At 65.7% G+C, this 17,644-nt stretch carries 14 protein-coding genes and 3 tRNA genes; 1 reads left to right on the forward strand and 16 read right to left on the reverse strand.

Annotation, left to right across the window (positions count from 1 at the left end):
- Nucleotides 1–44 precede the first annotated feature (44 nt).
- From pyrH to rpsB, 3 genes are all read right to left on the reverse strand, one after another.
- Nucleotides 45–788 carry a UMP kinase gene (gene pyrH, locus DQ353_RS03050; RefSeq protein WP_113761320.1) on the reverse strand — a complete coding sequence of 248 codons (744 nt, stop codon included), beginning with the start codon at nt 786–788 and terminating at the stop codon, nt 45–47.
- A 207-nt stretch (nt 789–995) separates the two neighbouring features.
- Entirely contained in the window at nt 996–1,835 is an 840-nt protein-coding gene (gene tsf / locus DQ353_RS03055; protein WP_113761321.1) for a translation elongation factor Ts, read from the reverse strand.
- 137 nt (nt 1,836–1,972) lie between these two features.
- Nucleotides 1,973–2,926 carry a 30S ribosomal protein S2 gene (gene rpsB / locus DQ353_RS03060; RefSeq protein ID WP_113761322.1) on the reverse strand — a complete coding sequence of 318 codons (954 nt, stop codon included), beginning with the start codon at nt 2,924–2,926 and terminating at the stop codon, nt 1,973–1,975.
- 435 nt (nt 2,927–3,361) lie between these two features.
- On the opposite strand from rpsB, the gene DQ353_RS03065 reads away from it, so the two are divergent.
- Nucleotides 3,362–3,883 carry a M23 family metallopeptidase gene (locus DQ353_RS03065; RefSeq protein WP_113761565.1) on the forward strand — a complete coding sequence of 174 codons (522 nt, stop codon included), beginning with the start codon at nt 3,362–3,364 and terminating at the stop codon, nt 3,881–3,883.
- A gap of 13 nt (nt 3,884–3,896) precedes the next feature.
- Here DQ353_RS03065 and DQ353_RS03070 read toward each other — a convergent pair whose 3' ends face one another.
- The 13 genes from DQ353_RS03070 to dusB form a co-directional block, all read right to left on the reverse strand.
- On the reverse strand, nt 3,897–5,099 hold the full coding sequence (locus DQ353_RS03070) for a glycosyltransferase (RefSeq protein WP_113761323.1): 1,203 nt from the start codon (nt 5,097–5,099) through the stop codon (nt 3,897–3,899).
- A 274-nt stretch (nt 5,100–5,373) separates the two neighbouring features.
- Nucleotides 5,374–5,447, reverse strand: a tRNA-Ile gene (locus tag DQ353_RS03075).
- Between the two features lie 126 nt (nt 5,448–5,573).
- The gene (locus DQ353_RS03080; RefSeq protein WP_113761324.1) at nt 5,574–6,761 is read right to left on the reverse strand and encodes a glycosyltransferase; all 1,188 of its coding nucleotides are present in this window, start codon (nt 6,759–6,761) and stop codon (nt 5,574–5,576) included.
- A 92-nt stretch (nt 6,762–6,853) separates the two neighbouring features.
- A complete protein-coding gene (locus DQ353_RS03085; protein ID WP_113761325.1) occupies nt 6,854–7,765 on the reverse strand; it encodes a DMT family transporter in 912 nt (303 codons plus the stop codon).
- Nucleotides 7,753–8,373, reverse strand: coding sequence for a CDP-alcohol phosphatidyltransferase family protein (locus DQ353_RS03090; protein ID WP_113761326.1), 621 nt, complete (start codon nt 8,371–8,373; stop codon nt 7,753–7,755). Before DQ353_RS03090 ends, DQ353_RS03085 begins: the two co-directional genes overlap by 13 nt.
- A 120-nt stretch (nt 8,374–8,493) precedes the next feature.
- Nucleotides 8,494–9,306, reverse strand: a complete 813-nt coding sequence (locus DQ353_RS03095) for a phage holin family protein (RefSeq protein ID WP_181578216.1) — start codon at nt 9,304–9,306, stop codon at nt 8,494–8,496.
- A gap of 225 nt (nt 9,307–9,531) precedes the next feature.
- A tRNA-Asn gene (locus tag DQ353_RS03100) sits at nt 9,532–9,604 on the reverse strand.
- A gap of 99 nt (nt 9,605–9,703) precedes the next feature.
- Nucleotides 9,704–11,386, reverse strand: coding sequence for an ABC-F family ATP-binding cassette domain-containing protein (locus tag DQ353_RS03105; RefSeq protein ID WP_113761328.1), 1,683 nt, complete (start codon nt 11,384–11,386; stop codon nt 9,704–9,706).
- An 88-nt stretch (nt 11,387–11,474) separates the two neighbouring features.
- On the reverse strand, nt 11,475–12,899 hold the full coding sequence (locus DQ353_RS03110; RefSeq protein WP_113761329.1) for a lipase maturation factor family protein: 1,425 nt from the start codon (nt 12,897–12,899) through the stop codon (nt 11,475–11,477).
- Between the two features lie 104 nt (nt 12,900–13,003).
- Nucleotides 13,004–13,079, reverse strand: a tRNA-Asn gene (locus DQ353_RS03115).
- Between the two features lie 66 nt (nt 13,080–13,145).
- The gene (gene dnaG, locus DQ353_RS03120; protein WP_113761330.1) at nt 13,146–15,023 is read right to left on the reverse strand and encodes a DNA primase; all 1,878 of its coding nucleotides are present in this window, start codon (nt 15,021–15,023) and stop codon (nt 13,146–13,148) included.
- 73 nt (nt 15,024–15,096) lie between these two features.
- Nucleotides 15,097–16,380 (reverse strand): deoxyguanosinetriphosphate triphosphohydrolase, encoded by a 1,284-nt coding sequence (locus DQ353_RS03125; RefSeq protein WP_113761331.1) that lies wholly within the window; start codon nt 16,378–16,380, stop codon nt 15,097–15,099.
- A gap of 8 nt (nt 16,381–16,388) precedes the next feature.
- Nucleotides 16,389–17,585, reverse strand: a complete 1,197-nt coding sequence (gene dusB, locus DQ353_RS03130) for a tRNA dihydrouridine synthase DusB (RefSeq protein ID WP_181578217.1) — start codon at nt 17,583–17,585, stop codon at nt 16,389–16,391.
- Nucleotides 17,586–17,644 lie beyond the last annotated feature (59 nt).

Here is a 17,644-nt window from a genome sequence, read left to right on the forward strand (position 1 = left end):
CTTGTGAACAATCCTATGCCACGCGGGGACGTGGCACGGGGCACCTAGACGGTGACGCGGGTGCCGATCTTTTCACCAAGGATGGCGCGGGTGACGTTTCCGTCGCCCTCCATGCCGAAGACCATCATCTCCAGCTTGTTGTCCTTGCACATGGTCATCGCGGTCTGGTCCATCACGCGGATGTCCTTGATGAGGGCCTCGTCGTAGGTGAGGTGCTCAAGCTTGGTGGCCGTGGGGTCCTTCTTCGGGTCCGCGGTGTAGACGCCGTCGACGCCGCTCTTGGCCATCAGCACCACGTCCGCGTCGACCTCGAGGGCGCGCTGGGCGGCCACGGTGTCGGTGGAGAAGTACGGCAGGCCGGCGCCGGCGCCGAAGATGACCACGCGGTCCTTCTCCATGTGGCGGATGGCGCGGCGCGGGATGTAGGTCTCTGCGACCTGGGCCATGGAAATGGCCGACTGCACGCGGGTGTCAACGCCGGCCTGTTCCAGGAAGTCCTGCAGGGCCAGGCAGTTCATCACGGTGCCGAGCATGCCCATGTAGTCGGCACGCGAACGGTCCATGCCCGAGGCCGAGAGCTCGGCGCCGCGGAAGAAGTTGCCGCCGCCAACGACGATGGCGACCTCGACCTTGCCCACGGTGGCAGCGATCTGCTCGGCCACTCCGCGCACCGTGATGGGGTCGACGCCCAGCTTGCCGCCGCCGAAGACCTCTCCGGAAAGCTTCAGCAGGACCCGGCGGCGGCGCGGGGCGTGGGTGTGTTCAATCGGTTCGAGAGTTGCGTCCATGGGGGTGTGATTCCTCCTGCGTGCGGGTCGGTGCCGGCCCACGTCGATGCTGTTGGGGGGGCGGCCGTCGCGCGCGTGCGCGCGGCCTGGTGCTGGCAGGAAAAAGGGGCGGCCACCTTGAAGTGGCCACCCCCTTTACCTTGGTGTGAAGCAATCGGTCATCGGGGCTTATGGCCCGGGAACCAATTTACCTGCTGTTGGAGCTACTTATGCACCAACGCGGAAGCGTGCGAAAGCGATGGCGTTGACGCCTGCTTCTTCCAGCACCTTGCCCACGGTCTTCTTGGCATCCTTGGCGAATGCCTGGTCAACCAGCACCTGCTCCTTGAAGAAGCCGGTCAGGCGTCCTTCAACGATCTTGGTCAGTGCGGCTTCGGGCTTGCCCTCGGCAACGGCGGTCTCCATGGCGATGCGACGCTCGGACTCGACGATCTCCGGGTCGATCTCGTCGCGGGACAGCACGGTCGGTGCCATGGCGGCGGTGTGCACTGCCACGTCGTGTGCAACGGTGAAGGCAGCGTCTCCGGCGCCGTCGACGGCCACGAGGACGCCGACCTGGGCCGGGAGGTCCTTGGAGGTCTTGTGCAGGTATGCATCAACAGTTGCACCCTCGACACGGGACAGGCGGCGGACGATGACCTTCTCGCCCAGCACTGCGCCCTCTTCGGTGACGACGTCGGCAAGGGTCTTGCCGTTGACGTCGACGGCCAACAGGGTTTCCAGGTCGGCTGCGCCGGAGGAGACCGCAACGTCCAGGACCTGGGCGGCCAGGCCGATGAACTTGTCGTTCTTGGCTACGAAGTCGGTCTCGCAGGAAAGCTCGATCATGATGCCGACGGTGCCGTCGATGACCTTGGCGGCAACGAGGCCTTCCGAGGTCGAGCGGCCTTCGCGCTTGGTGGCGCCCTTGAGGCCCTTGATGCGGATGAGCTCCATGGCCTTCTCGGCGTCGCCGTTGGCCTCGTCGAGAGCGTTCTTGACGTCCATCATGCCAGCGCCGGTGCGCTCGCGCAGTGCCTTAATGTCAGCAGCGGTGTAGTTTGCCACGTGCAACCCCATTCATAAGTGGTTTTGAGCTTTTTCGCCGAAGGACGGGCCGAATGTGGCCCGTCCCGCGGTTTGTTCCCGGGGCCGGCGCTCCCCCGTGAGGGGAAACACCGGCATCCGGAATCCTGGTTTTGTGACTACTCGGCCGAAGCGGCCGGTGCCTCGTCTGCAGCCGGGGCTGCTTCAGCGGCAGGTGCCTCTTCGGCTGCCGGGGCAGCTTCAGCGACGGGTGCCTCTTCGGCTGCCGGGGCAGCTTCAGCGACGGGTGCTTCTTCGGCTGCCGGAGCAGCTTCAACAGCAGCCTCGGCGGCAGGCGCCTCGGTCTTGGAGGCCTCGAGCAGTTCGCGCTCCCACTCGGCCAACGGCTCGGCCGGGGCTTCGGTGTTGCCGGCAGCCTTGTTGTTGCGGGCGATGAGGCCAGCGGCAACGGCGTCTGCAACAACGCGGGTGAGCAGGTTGACGGAGCGGATGGCGTCGTCGTTGCCCGGGATCGGGTACTGGACTTCGTCCGGGTCGCAGTTGGTGTCGAGGATGGCAACAACCGGGATGCCCAGCTTGTGTGCCTCGTCGATGGCCAAGTGCTCCTTCTTGGTGTCAACAACCCAGATGACCGAAGGGGCCTTCGTCAGGTTGCGGATGCCGCCAAGGTTGGTCTGAAGCTTGGTCAGCTCGCGCTTGAGCAGCAACAGCTCCTTCTTGGTGTGGCCCGAACCGGCAACATCCTCGAAGTTGATTTCTTCCAGTTCCTTCATGCGCGAGATGCGCTTGGAAACGGTCTGGAAGTTGGTGAGCATGCCACCGAGCCAGCGCTGGTTGACGTACGGCTGGCCAACGCGGGTTGCCTGGTCGGCAATTGCTTCCTGGGCCTGCTTCTTGGTACCGACGAACAGAACGGTGCCGCCGTGGGCAACAGTCTGCTTGACGAAATCGTAGGCGCGGTCGATGTACGACAGCGACTGCTGCAAGTCAATGATGTAGATGCCGTTGCGCTCCGTGAAGATGAAACGCTTCATCTTCGGGTTCCAACGACGGGTCTGGTGTCCAAAGTGAACGCCGCTGTCGAGCAGCTGGCGCATGGTTACGACTGGCATGTCGCAACTCCTTCCGGCAGTAGCTGGCCGGCCCATCGCTGGACCGCGGTAACTGCCATTGTTATCGGTTGATGGTGCGCATCCGGAATTGGAGGCAACCCCTGGCATGAAAGCAACGGAAGAACCGTCAGGCCAAACCTCAACCGAAGTGAATCGGACCGTGGGCCTGGCCATCGCACGCGGCCATCCGCCACAAACGTGTCGGTGATTGGCTGCATGGATCATTCATGCGCGAAGTCGGTTTCGTGTGTTCCGCTTTTCGCGCAGGCGAGAAGAAGGCACAGAGAACCGCGTGTTCCAGTGTACTACAGGCCAAGGACCGGGAAATTGACCCTTCCGCACAGAACCAGGGGACGTGCATCACATCCGGCCGGCGCTCCACAGGACGACGGCAACCCGCCGTGGAGTGCCGGGTTGCCGCCCATGCTCGGGGACATGAAAACCGTTTCCGCCATCTCAAGCCTCATCGTGGGCGCGGCCGTGCTGCTGGCCCCGGTCGGAGCCTCCCCGCTGTCCCCGGTTCCCGCAAACCCGGCCCGGGCAGCGCCCGGTTCCTGGAGCTGGCCGCTGCCGCCGGTGCCCGAGGTGGTTCGATCCTTCGACGCGCCGGCCGAGCGCTGGCTCAGCGGACACCGCGGGGTCGATCTCGCCGGGTCCCCCGGGGACACCGTCAGCGCCCCGGCTGCGGGCATCGTTTCGTTCGTGGGGCACATCGTAGATCGACCTGTCATCGTCATCGACCACGGATCGGGCCTGCTCACCAGCTTCGAGCCGGTGCGCAGCACCCTGGGGGTCGGCGCGATCGTCGGGGTCGGCGACGAGATCGGGATGATCGCCACCGGCGCCCACTGCGATGCCCGCTGCCTGCACTGGGGTCTGCGGCTGGACGGGGAGTACATCGACCCGCTGCTTACGATCCGTGACACCCGGCCCTCGATCCTGCTGCCGCTGGGTTAGGTGCTTGGGCGGTCTAGGCGCCCGGGCGGGACCCGGCGGCAAAGTCCGTGATGGCCCCCTCGTAGACCGTGGCCATGAGCCGGGTTTGCCGGCTTTGCAGGAATGACCCCGGGTCGAAGGATTCCGTCCGCGGTCCGCCGCCGTTCCGCACCTGGGCAACGCATCGCCCGAGGGCCTTGGCCAGCGCCTCGATCGAGTCGTCTTCCGTGAGCCAGTAGACGCCCTGCGGCAGGTCCTCGGCGATGGCCCGGTCACTGAGCAGCGACGGGGTGCCCAGCGCGGCAGCCTCGTAGACCGTCATGCCCTGGGTCTCGAATCCCTGGGAGGTCTGGACCAGGGCGTCGGCTTGGCGCAGCTCGGCGAGCATTTGCTTGTAGGGGACCTTTCCGCGGATCAGCACGGTTGGCTTGTCCATGGCAGCGGCCTTGGATTCGGCCTTGGCCCGGTCCGCGCCGTCCCCGAAGACATGGATCTCGGCGTCGATGTTGGCCAGGGCCACCGCGTCCAGGAAGGGAAGCAGGCGTTTTTCGGCGCTGAACCGTCCCACCCACACCAGACGCGGGCGCGGGTTGCGGGCAGCCGGCGGCTGGGCCAGGAGGTCGGCGGCGATCTCGTCGTCCATCCCGTTGGGCACCACGTCCACGGTGCCAAAGACCCCCTCGTGTTCCAGCATCCGGGCGAAGTGGCTCGAGGGCGCCGTCACGCGCAGGGCATGGTCGGTGAAGCGTGCCAGATACGTCCAGGCCGTGGCCGCCACCGCCCGGCCGGTGTGCAGGAAGGCCTTCTGGGCCAGCCCGAATCCGCGTTGGACCAGCCCCGGGAACGGCATGGTGGCCGCAATCCCGACATCGAGGCGGTTGTGCATGGTGTGGACCACCGGCAGGTTCTTTTCCTTGGCGAAGCGGTAGCCGATGATTGCCTGCCAGAAATCGGCCTGGATGTGCACCACGTCCGCCGGGCCGCGGCCGGCGATCGCCCGTGCCAGCGCCTTGTCGCCGTGCTTCCCGGGGATGCACAGCGAGTACTCCCCCGGCCCCAACGGAATCGAGGGCAGTTCGATGACCGCCGGGTCGGATGCGTGCTTGCCGCGGTGCCGCGGGCAGACAATGGTGACCCGGTGTCCTGCCAGTTCAAGAAAGCGCCGCTGCAGCCGCACGGAAGTCTGCATGCCCCCGAGGGTGTCGGGGTGTTGGTCGACGAAGATGACGCAATGCATGGACCGGTCTCGTCCTTTCGGCGGTGATGCGTGGACTTAAACTTGTTGCGGGCGCCGCTTGGGCGAAGTCGCTGCCTCGGGATCGATTCCCCCGGGCCTTTCGAGCCTAACGGAGTCCGCAGGCGCCGCCGCGGAGGGCTGCGGGGTGCGCCTGGTCCCGTTTGGTTGCCCGTGGTGGCCGGCATCCGCGTAAGCTACCCCCAAAACTACCCCCAAACGCCAAACGGCCTAGCCAGAATCCCTGGTTGCAGGGTCTGACTAGGCCATCCATGTGTAGGGCGGGTGGGGCTTGAACCCACGACAAAAGGATTATGAGTCCTCTGCTCTGACCAACTGAGCTACCGCCCCAATACCGGGTGAACCAGCAATCTTTCCGCCATGGACGGCGATCGCTGAAACATCTCCAGCCATCCTAATGGATTCCGGCGCAGGTTTTCATCTTCACCAACCGAAAACCCTTGGCCATCGCCAAGTTCAGGGCAGGAAGTCCTCGGCGCTCGCGCCCCGATAGATCGCTTCGAAGGTGTCCATGGTCTTGCTGTGGCTGTGCAGGGCGACCTTGGCATGGCCTGCCTTGCCCATCACGGCCAGGTCCTCGGGTGCCATCGCCAGGATCGAGTCCAGCTTGCCGGCCAGGTCGACGCGGTCCCCCGGTTCGAACAGGTAGCCGTTGACGCCGTCATCGACCAGATGGGGCAAAGCCATGGCGTTGGCCAGGACCACGGGCTTGGAAGCGGAGAGTGCCTCCAACGTCACCAGCGACTGCAGTTCCGCGGTCCCCGGCTGGCAGAATACGTCGCAGCGCAGGTAGGCGCTGCGCAGTTCCTCGTCATCGACGTGCCCCAGGAAGCGCACGCGGTTGGCAACGCCTTTTTCGCGCGCAAGCTTTTCCAGCGGCCCCCGCTGTTCGCCGCCGCCGATGACCTCCAGGTGTGCGTCCGGGACGGTCTTCATCAGGGTCAGGGCGTCTATGAGTTCGTTGACGTTCTTCTCCACCGCCAGCCTGCCCACGAACAGGATCGTGGGGTACGGGTTGCGGTCGATCGATTCGGCTTCCCCGAGCTCGTAGTTGCTGGAGTCGATGCCGTTGGACAGCGGGAGGACCTTGCCCAGGCGCGCGTATTGGGTCATGGCCCGGGCGGCCAGCGGGGTCGGGGTGGTGACGACATGTGCCTTGCCCATGATCTTGCCCATGTCGCGCCAGGAGTTGCGAGCAACGATCCGCTTGAACCACTTGGGGAACGGCAGGAACGGATCCAGGTTTTCGGGCATGAAGTGGTTGGTGGCCACGGTCCGGATGCCCTGCTTGCCCGCGTAGGCCAAGGCTCCCTGGCCGATCATGTAGTGGCACTGGGCGTGGACGACGTCCGGCTTGATCTCGTTGATCAGCGCCTTGATCTCCGGGTTGACCTCCCAGGGGAAGCAAATGCGGAAATACTCGTGCGTTGGCACACCATGCGAGCGCAGCCGGTGGACGGTCGCTTCGGGCAGGACCTCGGTGACCGTGGGCCCCTTGTCCGGACGGGTGGCCATGACGTGCACCTGGTGCCCGCGCTCGGTCATGGCCGTGGCCAGGCGATAGCAAAAGACTGCGGCGCCGTTCACGTCCGGATGATAGGTATCGGCCGCAATCAGGATCTTCAATGGTTTCTCGCCCGTCACGGGGTGTGTTCACTCCTTGACATGACCGCATTTCGAGGCCACGGTTGTCGTTTCATTGTCTTGGTTGGGCTGTCGCAGGAAATCGTTGCCACCTATTTGCCGTCGGTGATCCTGGTTCGTCGCTTGGCTTCTGCCTTGCGTTCGAGCACGTCCGGATGATGTCGGGACAAGGCGATCACCCCCACGATAGCAATGCATCCGGCACCAACCATGCTCAACGCCACGGCGGGTTGGACATTGGGATCGAGTTCACCAAATATCGCGATCCCGATGGAGATGCCGACGATCGGATCGATCACGGTCAAACCGGCAATCACCAGGTCGGGTGGTCCCTTGGAATACGCGTTCTGCACGAAATAGGAGCCCAGCAGGCCCGCGACGATCACGGCCAGGATCGAGTACCAGGAAACATTGGCGATGAATCGGCCGTTGGGGTCGAGCAGCGCCACCGAAATGGTCCTGACCAAGACCGCCACGAATCCGAAGAGGACCCCGGCCCCAAGGATGTAGAAGAACGCGCTGAGCCGGTGCGGGAACAGCACCACGGCGCCGCCGAAGACCGCCACGGCGATGGCCAGGATCATGATCGTGAGCAGCTCCTGGCCGCTGGTGATCAGGTGTTCCTTGGCGCTGACCTCGATGGCCAGGAACACAAATCCCGCGCTGCCCACCATGCAGGCGGTGATCGCCAGGATCGTGGGTCGGTTCATCTTGATGTGGTGCTCCCTGGCGTTGACCACCGTGGTGATGACCAAGGCAATGGCGCCAATGGGCTGGACCACGGTCAAGGGTGCGCTTGCCAGGGCGTACACGTTCAGGCTCATGCCCATCCCCAGCAAGACCAGCCCGAACACCCAGCGGGGCGTACGGAAGAGTCGCAGCAGCCCCAAACCCGTGACGTTCAACCCGCCGGCGCTCGCACGCACCGCGCTGGATTGCCGTTGGGTGCCGAAGGCCAGAAAGAACGCCCCGGCGATCGCGGCGGTGACCGCTAGCCAGACCATTCAGTTCCCGACTTCAGCGCCTTGGCCTTGCGGTGGCCCAGTATGAAATAGTGGACCGCCGCAATGACGTGCAGGACGCAGGCCAGGGCCAGGCTCCAGGTCGCGATGTCCCCCAGGATGGTTCCCTTGCCCCAATCGGTGTTTCCCATGAGCAGCAACGGGGTTCCCACCAGCAGCAAGGCGGTGCGGATCTTTCCAAGGTTGCTGACCGGGAGATTGGGGTTGCCGCGGAAGAGCACCCACGTGTTGATGATCAGGGCGATATCGGGAATGACGATCGAGAACACCAGCCACGCCGGGGCGATGCCGGTGGCGACGAAGGTCGTGGCGATGACGACCAGGGCCAACCTGTCGGCGACCGGATCCAGCCATTTGCCAACGGTGGATATCTGGTCCAGGCGGCGGGCCGCATAGCCGTCGATCCAGTCCGAGGAACCCAGGACCACCAGGGTGAGCGTCGCCCAGCCGTAGTGCATGTCCAGGGCCTGCCAGACAAACAGCGGAACCAGCAGGAACCTGACAACGGTGATCAGGTTCGGGACCGTCCAGAAGGTGGTGAGCAAGCGGTATTCGAAATTGTCGCGTGTCCCCGCTCCAATGATGCGCATGCTCGCCTCCTTCGTGGGTCTGCGTGGTCCTTGAACAGATTTTTCGGTTGTGGGGGGCCCGTCCTGCCCGCCGGTTCCCGTCCACCGGGGGGGAAACGGAATCAGTGGGTGGGCCGTTGGCTACTTGCGCAGCAGCTTGCGCAGGAAGACGACGAACATTGCCATCGAGCCGGCCATGATGGCCAACGGACGCCAGCGTTCACGCAGGGCTTCCTTGGCGTTCTCGCCTTCGACGCCACTGAGCGAAGCAAGCTTTTCCGTGGCCCGCTCCATGCCTTCGGTGACCTTTTCCGATGCGGTGTCCGCGAGGTGGCGGGCCTGGCCAGCGGCCTTGCTCACGGCTTCCCCGGCAGCCTGTCCGGCGTCGGAGATCTTCTCGCCCAGGTGCAGGGGCACTTCCAGCTTCTGTCCCAGCCCGTCGCGGTGCAAGGCAATTTCCTCGCGGCGCTCGCGGGTGCGGATGATCAATTCGTTGTGGCTCGGCTTCGGGGCCTTGGGCTCCTTGTCCCCGGCCAGCTCGGCGTCCTGCTCGTCCTTCTTCTTCGAAGTCCGTGGCTCGTCAAGCGTCGACACGTCGAAGGCGCTGCCTTCCTTGACCACGCCGAGATCGTGCCGGAATCCGCGGATTGCTTCCTCGGGCAGCAAGGGCATGGCCTTCTTGACCTTCAGGAACGCGAACAAGCCAAGGACGACGGCCAGGACCAGGAATCCGGCGGCCACCAGCAGCGCGGCAAGCCACGGTGCGATGACGGTGCCGATGCCCATGACCAGCGCGACGACCAGTGCGATCAGCGTGAGGCCGAGCAAGGCGAGCGCCAGGATTCCGGCGCCGGCGGCAACACCGACGTTGATGCCCTTTGACTTCAGGACGTTGGCTGCAATGCGGGCTTCGTCGGCCAGTTGGTTCGGGATCAGGCGGCTGAGTCCGCTCACTTGTCCCTTTAAAGTTGTTGGCGCTGACTGGTACTGGCTTCCAGTCGATTCCGATCCAGACATGCTGTCTCCATTTCATGCGGCCCCGGCCCGGTCCGCTCAACCCAAAACTACCACCCGGACGTGCTTAAACGGCTCAACCCGAAGGGGTACACCTACGGTATGAGATTGCCCGGACACAAGAAATCCCCGCACTCCTAAGGAGGGCGGGGAATCTGTATTGCGCTCCCCCGAATGGACTTGAACCAGTAACCTTCCGATTAACAGTCGGACGCTCTGCCAATTGAGCTACGGGGGAATGAAGCGAGTTATACGTTACCAGAGCACCAAATGGAACCCAAATCAGGGTCCGGATTTTCCGGCCGTGTCCTTGCACACAGCCGGAAAACCGCCCCCCTTACCGGTCCCGCTGCACGCGGGTCTCGTCCCAAACGGGCTCCGTGGATTCGTAGACCTTCCCGTTGGAGCCGAACACCAGGAAGCGGTCGAACGACCTGGCGAACCAGCGGTCGTGGGTCACCGCCAACACGGTTCCCTCGAAGGATTCGATGGCCCGTTCCAGTGCCTCCCCGGAGTGCAGGTCGAGGTTGTCGGTCGGCTCGTCGAGCAGCAGCAGCGTCGCACCGGAGAGTTGCAGCAACAAGATCTGGAAACGCGCCTGCTGGCCGCCGGAGAGCGAATCGTACTTCTGCTCGGCCTGGCCGGCCAGGCCGTACCCGTCCAGCGCTCCCGAGGCCGCTTCCCGGGCAAGGCCCGAGCGGTGATCGTCGCCGCGGTGCAGGATGTCCAGCAGGGGCCGGCCCATGAGGTCGGGGCGGCTGTGGGTCTGGGCAAAGAACCCGGGGCGGATGCGCGCGCCGAGCTTCACGGTGCCGTTGTGCGGGACCTCGGCTATCTCGAAGTCGGCCACCGGCTGGTGCTCACGCTCGGGATCCGTGCCGCCGGAGGCCAGCAGGCGCAGGAAATGGGACTTTCCCGAACCGTTCGAGCCCAGGATCGCCACGCGGTCCCCGAACCAGATCTCGTTGCTGAAGGGCTTCATCAACCCGGTGAGCTCAAGCTTCTGCGCGACGATGGCCCGTTTGGCGGTGCGTCCGCCCTTGAGCCGCATGTTGACGTTCTGCTCCAGCGGGATGGCCTGGGGCGGGCCGGCCTCGAGGAACTTGGCCAGGCGCGTCTGGGCCGCGTGGTAGCGGTTGGCCATGTCGGAGCGGAACGCCGCCTTGTTCTTGTACATGTTCACCAGCTCCTTGAGCTTGGCGTGCTCCTCGTCCCAGCGCTTGCGCAGCTCCTCGAAACGTTCGTTGCGTTCCCGGCGCGCCTCGACGTAGGAGCCGAACGCGCCGCCGTGGATCCACGCGGTGGCGCCCGAGAGTCCAGGCTCCAGGGTGACGATGCGGTTGGCCGCGTTGTTGAGCAATTCGCGGTCGTGGCTGATGAACAGGACGGTCTTGGGCGACTCGTTCAGCGTTGCCTCGAGCCACCGCTTGCCCGGGACATCAAGGTAGTTGTCGGGCTCATCGAGCAGCAACAGTTCGTCCGGGCCCTCGAAGAGCGCTTCGAGCACGAGGCGCTTTTGCTCGCCGCCCGAGAGCGTGGAGGCCAGGCGGTGGGATGCGCGGTCGAAGGGAACCCCGAGGGCGGCCATGCAGACCTTGTCCCAGGCGGTTTCCAGCTCGTAGCCGCCGGCATCCCCCCAATCGATGATGGCCTGCGCGTAGCGCATCTGGACCTTCTCGTCGTCGGATTCCATCATCAGCAGCTCGGTCTCGTCGATGGCCTTGGCCGCCGCCGCCAGGTCGGCCGAGGCGGTGGAGACCAGCAGGTCGCGCACCGTGGACTGGTCCCGGACCTGTCCCACGAACTGGCGCATGATGCCCATGCCGCCGGAACGGGACACCACACCCTCATCGGATTTCAGGTCGCCGGCGATGATCTTGAACAGCGTCGTTTTCCCGGCGCCGTTGGGGCCGATCAATGCGGTCTTGCTGCCGCTGGTCACCTTGAAGGTGACACCGCCGAGCAATTGGGTGCCGTCGGAAAGGAAGTAATGGATGTCGGATACGTCGATATGAGCCACCGTCCCATCCTACTGACACCCGACCCGGTGGACCCGCAGTCATCCCCCGGCCATCCGCTGCCGGTGCGCGCCCCTCGGAGGTGGCCGTTCATTGCCGTTCGATCGGACCGATCGCCAACCGGCGCTGGTCGCGCACCCACAGGGCCCCGGTGCTCCGGTGCTGGGCCGGGCCGGCAAAACGGTAGCGGTAGGTCAGCACGCGGATGAAGCGTGGTTTCCTGCCGGAGAACGGGTCGTGCCGCAAGAGCGCCAGGGTCCGGGCATCGGCCTCCAGCAGCCGGGCCAACAGCGTGTAGAACCAGCGCTGGTGGATCGAGCCCAGCGGCAGGAACCACATCATCCAATCCAGGCGGAGGTGGTAGGGCGCGAACTGGCGTGGCCGCCTGGCCACGTCCCCGGGTTTGCCCTTGAACCCGTATTCCTGCCAGGTGGCCCCGGTGGCCGATTCGTCCTCGGTGCCTTCGATCACGACCTCGATCCGTTCCCGGGTGACGGTGCCGAAGGCACCGTAGGCGTTGCCCAGCTGCCATTTGTTGAACGCGGCATTCATGAGCTGGGCCGGGGTCAACAGGTTCCGCAGCGCCGGGATCGAGAGCACCACCAGCAGCAGCGTGGCCGCCAGCACCAGCACGGTCCACCAGATCGGGGCCTCGGTACGCACCCCGGCTTCGGGCGGCAGCCACGGCAGGATCTTGCGCAGCACCGGGTCGCTGATCCGGCAGGTGGCCAACACGATGGTGAGCCAGTTCAGCCAGGCGAAGTTCCCCGTGGCCACCAGCCACAGCTGCGTGGCGATGACGATCCCGGCGGCGACGGAAGCGATCGGCTGGGGCGCAAAGAGCAGGAACGGGACCAGCAGCTGGGCACCGTGGTTGCCCGCCGCCTCGATGCGGTGCCACCATTTCGGCGCCAGGTGGGCCCGGCGGCTGAACGGTCCGGGCATCGGCTGGGTCTGGTGGTGGTAGTACATGGCGGTGAGGTTTCGCCAGGCCGGGTCCCTGCGCCACTTGATCATTCCGGCACCGAATTCCAGCCGGAACACCAGCCATGCCACCAGCAACAGGATGGTCTGCGGTGGCGGGACCTGCCGGGAACCGAGCAGGCCCACGGTGAACCCGGCCTCCAACAGCAGCATTTCCCAGCCGAATCCGTAGAAGACCTGCCCCACGTTCACAATCGACATGTACAGGCCCCACAGGGCCAGGAAGGCGGCCAGCGGCAGCCACGGGGGCCCGGCCTGGGGAACCCCGGCGACCAGCACCGCGGAGATTCCGATCCCGGCGGCGCACACGGCCACCAGTTTCCGGTCCGAATACCCGATCCTGCTGAACAGCGTAGGCCGGCGGGCGCCGGGCCCGCCAAGCAGCCTGGGCACCGGAAGCAACCCGTGCTCGCCGGCCAGGGCCGGGAACTGGTTCAGCGTGGAAATGAAGGCAACGAGGTAGAGCAGTGCGACCCCGCGCTGCAGGATTTCGCGGGCCATTCCGTAGTCGTATGCCGCCAGCCACTCCATGGCACCAGCGTAGATTCACGCGGCGGTTCCGGCCATGCCTTGAACTGCGAAAACCCGTGTTAAACCAGGGAATCCCGGACCAATTGGTCCGGGATTCCCTTCTCTGGCTCCCCCGAATGGACTTGAACCAGTAACCTTCCGATTAACAGTCGGATGCTCTGCCAATTGAGCTACGGAGGAATGCAACGAGAGATACTCTACACAAGGTTTCGGGAAAACAAAAATCGATCCCGGCCCCGTTGGCGGCTACTCCTGGCGAAGTGCCCGGCGACGCAATTCCAGCTCCAAAAGCTCGCGGTTGATGCGCTGGAACCCCTCGGGATCGCCTTCCGGATCCATGCGCTGGAGCTCGCCCATCTTCTCGGCCTTCAGGTGCGTGATCTGCAGCTCGAAGAGGCGGTTGATGATGTCGTTGCAATAGCGCAGCAGGGCGTCGGTGGTGCTCGCCGGCAACGGGGTGACGGCAAGCTCGGAGACGAATGAGCGCAGCGGCTCGGGAACCTCCTGCCGGATCGCCTCGACCCACTGCGCGGGGGTGGCACCGGCCAGCCCGGCGGCTCGCACGGCGTCGTGGACCGCGGCATGGGCCGGGGCCATGAACCGGGCGTCGTAGAACGCCTGCCACTGCTCGGGGGTCAGCTGCGCCGGCTGCTGCAGCACCACTTCCAGGGCCTCACGTTCCATCCGCGATACGGGGTCGCGCGGGTCCGGGCGGGAGTAGACGGGGGCGGCGGGTTGCTCCTGCGCCGCATGGCCCGTGTTCCCGTGGATCGGCTCGGCGCTCTTGGGCATCCGGTTGCGACGCACCGAGGCGCCCACGGCACGGTTCACGTCCTCCATGTCCATACCCAGCCAGCCGGCCAGTTCGCGGGCGTAGGCCGGGCGGATGGCCGAATCTCGGATCTCCGCCACGATGGGGGCGCTGACACGCAGCGCCTGCACCCGCCCCTCGACGGTGTTGAGGTTGAAGTTCTTCAGCCCGGCCTTGATGGCGAACTCGAACAGCGGGCGCTTGGAATCGATGAGCTCACGCACGGCCTCCGGGCCGCGTCTCTGGCGCAGGTCGCACGGGTCCGCGCCGGTGGGCTCGACCGCGACGTAGGTCTGCGCAATGAACTTCTGGTCTTCCTCAAAGGCGCGCAGCGCGGCCTTCTGGCCGGCGGCGTCCCCGTCGAAGGTGAACACCACCTCGCCGCCCGATCCGTCGTCGCGCAGCAGTCGGCGGGCGATCTTGATGTGGTCGGTGCCGAAGGCGGTGCCGCAGGTGGCCACGGCGGTGCCGATGCCCGAGAGGTGGCAGGCCATCACGTCGGTGTAGCCCTCGACCACGACCAGTTGGCGGGTCTTGGTGATTTCGCGCTTGGCCAGGTCCACCCCGTAGAGGACCTGGGACTTCTTGTAGAGCTGGGTCTCGGGGGTGTTCAGGTACTTCGGGCCCTGGTCGTCCTCGTAGAGCTTGCGCGCCCCGAAGCCGATGGTGGCCCCGGTGAGGTCGCGGATGGGCCAGATGAGCCGGCCGCGGAACCTGTCGTAGATCCCGCGGTTGCCCTCGGAGAAGATGCCGGTGAGCTTGAGCTCCTCGTCCTGGAACCCGCGGCCGCGCAGGTGCTTGAGCAACGAGTCCCAGCCCTGCGGGGCGTAGCCCACGCCGAAGTGCGCCGCGGCCTCGGCATCGAAGTCGCGCTCGGAGAGGAATTTCTGGCCGGCGGCCGCACCGGGAGTGGTCAGTTGTTCGCGGAAGAACTCCTCGGAGATCTTGTGGGCGTCGAGCAGGCGCTGGCGGCGGCCGGTCTCCTCGCGGCGCGGGCCGGTGCCCCCGTCCTCGTAGTGCAACTCGATGCCGACGCGGGCGGCCAGCTGCTCCACGGTCTCGGAGAAGGTGCCGTGGTTGATTTTCTGCAGGAAGGCGATCACATCGCCCGATTCCCCGCAGCCGAAGCAGTGGAAGGAGCCGACCTGCGGGCGCACGTGGAAGGACGGGGAACGCTCGTCGTGGAAGGGGCACAGGCCCTTCCAGGAGCCGACACCGGCGGATTTCAGCGTCACGTATCCGTCGATGACTTCCTTGATGTCCGTGCGGTTGCGGACTTCGTCGATATCTTCACGCTTAATCAGGCCTGCCATGCATCCAGTCTAGTGACCATTCACCGCTGGCAGGTGCCGCCGGGCCCCGGGCTGTGGATGCCGCGGGGCTGGTCTAGAAGAGCCGCTCGGAAAAGCTCTTGCCCAGCACCAGGGTGGCATGCCATTCAATGGCCGAGGCGTCGGTGAGCGAGGCCACCTGGTCGATCACGGTGCGCAACCGGTCGGTGTCGTCGGCAGCGTCGCGCCAGTCGGCGGCGAAGAGCGGTTCCAGGTACCTGTCCCCGGTCTCATTGAGCAGCGTCACCAGTTCCATGAGGGTCTCGCGCTGCCGCGCGTAGATGGGCTTGCGTTCATCGCTGGTCATCACGTACGCGGTGGCCAGGCCCTTCATGGCGGCGATCTCGTGCTCGGTGGATTCGGGGACGATCAGCGCGGCATTGAAGCGGGTCAGCTCCCCGTGGCCGAACTGCCCGCGGGTCGCATCGATCGCGGACTGGCAGAAGCGGCCGATGAACTGGCTGGTCATGTCCTTCAGTGCTGCCATGGAGCGGCGCGAGCCGTCGGTGTGCGGCACCCATTCCGCGGTGGCCTCCAGGCGCTTGAACGCCGCGTCGATCACCGCGTCATCGACGTGCGGCAGGTACCACTGGCGGGTGAAGGTGATGACGCGGGCGCGCTGGTCCGGGTCCTTGATCCAGCGCAGCTGGAATCGCCCGGCGTTGATGGCGTCCTCGACGTCGTGCACCGAGTAGGAGATGTCATCGGCCAGGTCCATCACCTGGGCCTCGATGCAGGTCTGCCGGGCCTTGGCGCCGGATCCGGAGCGCAGCCAGTCAAAGACCGGGGCGTCGTCGGTGTAGACCCCGAACTTGGAAGTCTTCTTCCCGTTTTTTTCCGGGGCGTCGGCGCGCAGCCAGGGGTATTTGCATGCGGCATCCAGCGAGGCGCGGGTGAGGTTCAGCCCGGCCGAGGCGCCGTTGTGCCGGAAGGTCTTGGTCTCGATGCGGGTCAGCAGGCGCAGGGTCTGGGCGTTGCCCTCGAACCCGCCGATGTCGCGGGCCAGCTCGTTCAGGGCTGTCTCGCCGTTGTGCCCGAAGGGCGGGTGGCCCAGGTCGTGGGACAGGCAGGCGGTGTCCACCACGTCCGGGTCGCAGCCCAGGGTGGCCCCCAGCTCGCGGCCCACCTGGGCGACCTCCAGGGAGTGGGTCAGCCGGGTGCGCACGAAGTCGTCGGAGGACGGGGCGACGACCTGGGTCTTGGCGCCCAGGCGGCGCAACGCCGAGGAGTGCAGCACCCGGGCGCGGTCGCGTTCGAACGCGGTGCGGTAGGCCTTCTTGGGCGGTTCGGGGGCCCAGCGTTCGGCATCCGCTTCGGTGTATCCGGGAATCTGCAACATGGGGCTCCTTAGCCGCCGGAAATGTCTAGTTCGGCCGCGGCAATCATGGCCTTGTGGCTCTCGTTCATTTCACGGGTCGAAAGCCAGCCGTCGGGCAGGTGCGTCTTTTTCGGGGAGCCGGCGCGCCCGCGTTGGCCCTCGGCATCCTTGCCCGGGTAGGGCATGTCCAGGTCCAGCTGAGCGAGCAGTTCGCGCAAGACCTCCAGGGTGGGGACCTGGGCAAGCGCGGAGCGGATGTCCCCGCCGACCGGGTAGCCCTTGAAGTACCAGGCCATGTGCTTGCGGATATCGCGCAGGCCCTTGAATTCGTCCTCGAAGTACTCGGTGAGCAGTTCCGCGTGGCGGTAGACGGTCTCGGCGACCTTGCCCAGACCGGGGGTGTAGCGCTTGTCGGTCCCTTCGAAGGCTGCCTGCAGGTCCCCGAAAAGCCAGGGGCGTCCCATGCAGCCGCGGCCCACGACGATGCCGTCGACGCCGGTCTGCTGGACCATGGCCACGGCGTCCTCGGCGCTCCAGATGTCCCCGTTGCCCAGCACCGGCATGTCCGGCAGGGCTTCGCGCAGGCGTGCGATCGAGTCCCAGTCGGCCTTGCCGGAGTAGTACTGGCTGGCGGTGCGCCCGTGCAGGGCGACGGCCGCGACGCCGTGGTCGCGGGCGATCTTGCCCGATTCGATGTAGGTGAGGTGGTCCTCGTTGATGCCCTTGCGCATCTTGATGGTCAGGGGCACCTCGCCGCGGGCGGCCTCGGTGGTGGCGGCCTTGATGATGGCGGTGAACAGGTCGGTCTTCCAGGGAAGCGCCGCTCCCCCGCCCTTGCGCGTGACCTTGGGCACCGGGCAGCCGAAGTTCAAGTCGATGTGGTCGGCGCGGTCTTCCTCGACGATCAGGCGCACCGCGGCGCCGACGGTCTTGGGGTCCACGCCGTAGAGCTGGACCGAGCGCAGGGATTCGTCGGCATCGTGGGAGATGATGCGCATCGACTCGGTGTTGCGTTCCACCAGTGCCCGGGAGGTGACCATCTCGGTGACGTACACCCCGCCGCCGTATTCGCGGCAGAGCCGGCGGAAGGCCTTGTTGGTGATGCCGGCCATGGGGGCAAGGATCACCGGGGTGTCAATGGTGTGCTTGCCCAGTTTCAGCGGGGGCAGCTCAAGCTTCGCCGGGGTGGGCGCGGCGTTTTCGGTTACATCGGCAATTGCAGTCACCAACCCATTCTCTCAAACCCGGCCAAATCGTCCACCATGGGGATGCTCCCCGCCGGTTC

This window comes from Arthrobacter sp. AQ5-05 (assembly GCF_003287975.1).
Classification (GTDB): Bacteria; Actinomycetota; Actinomycetes; order Actinomycetales; family Micrococcaceae; genus Paeniglutamicibacter.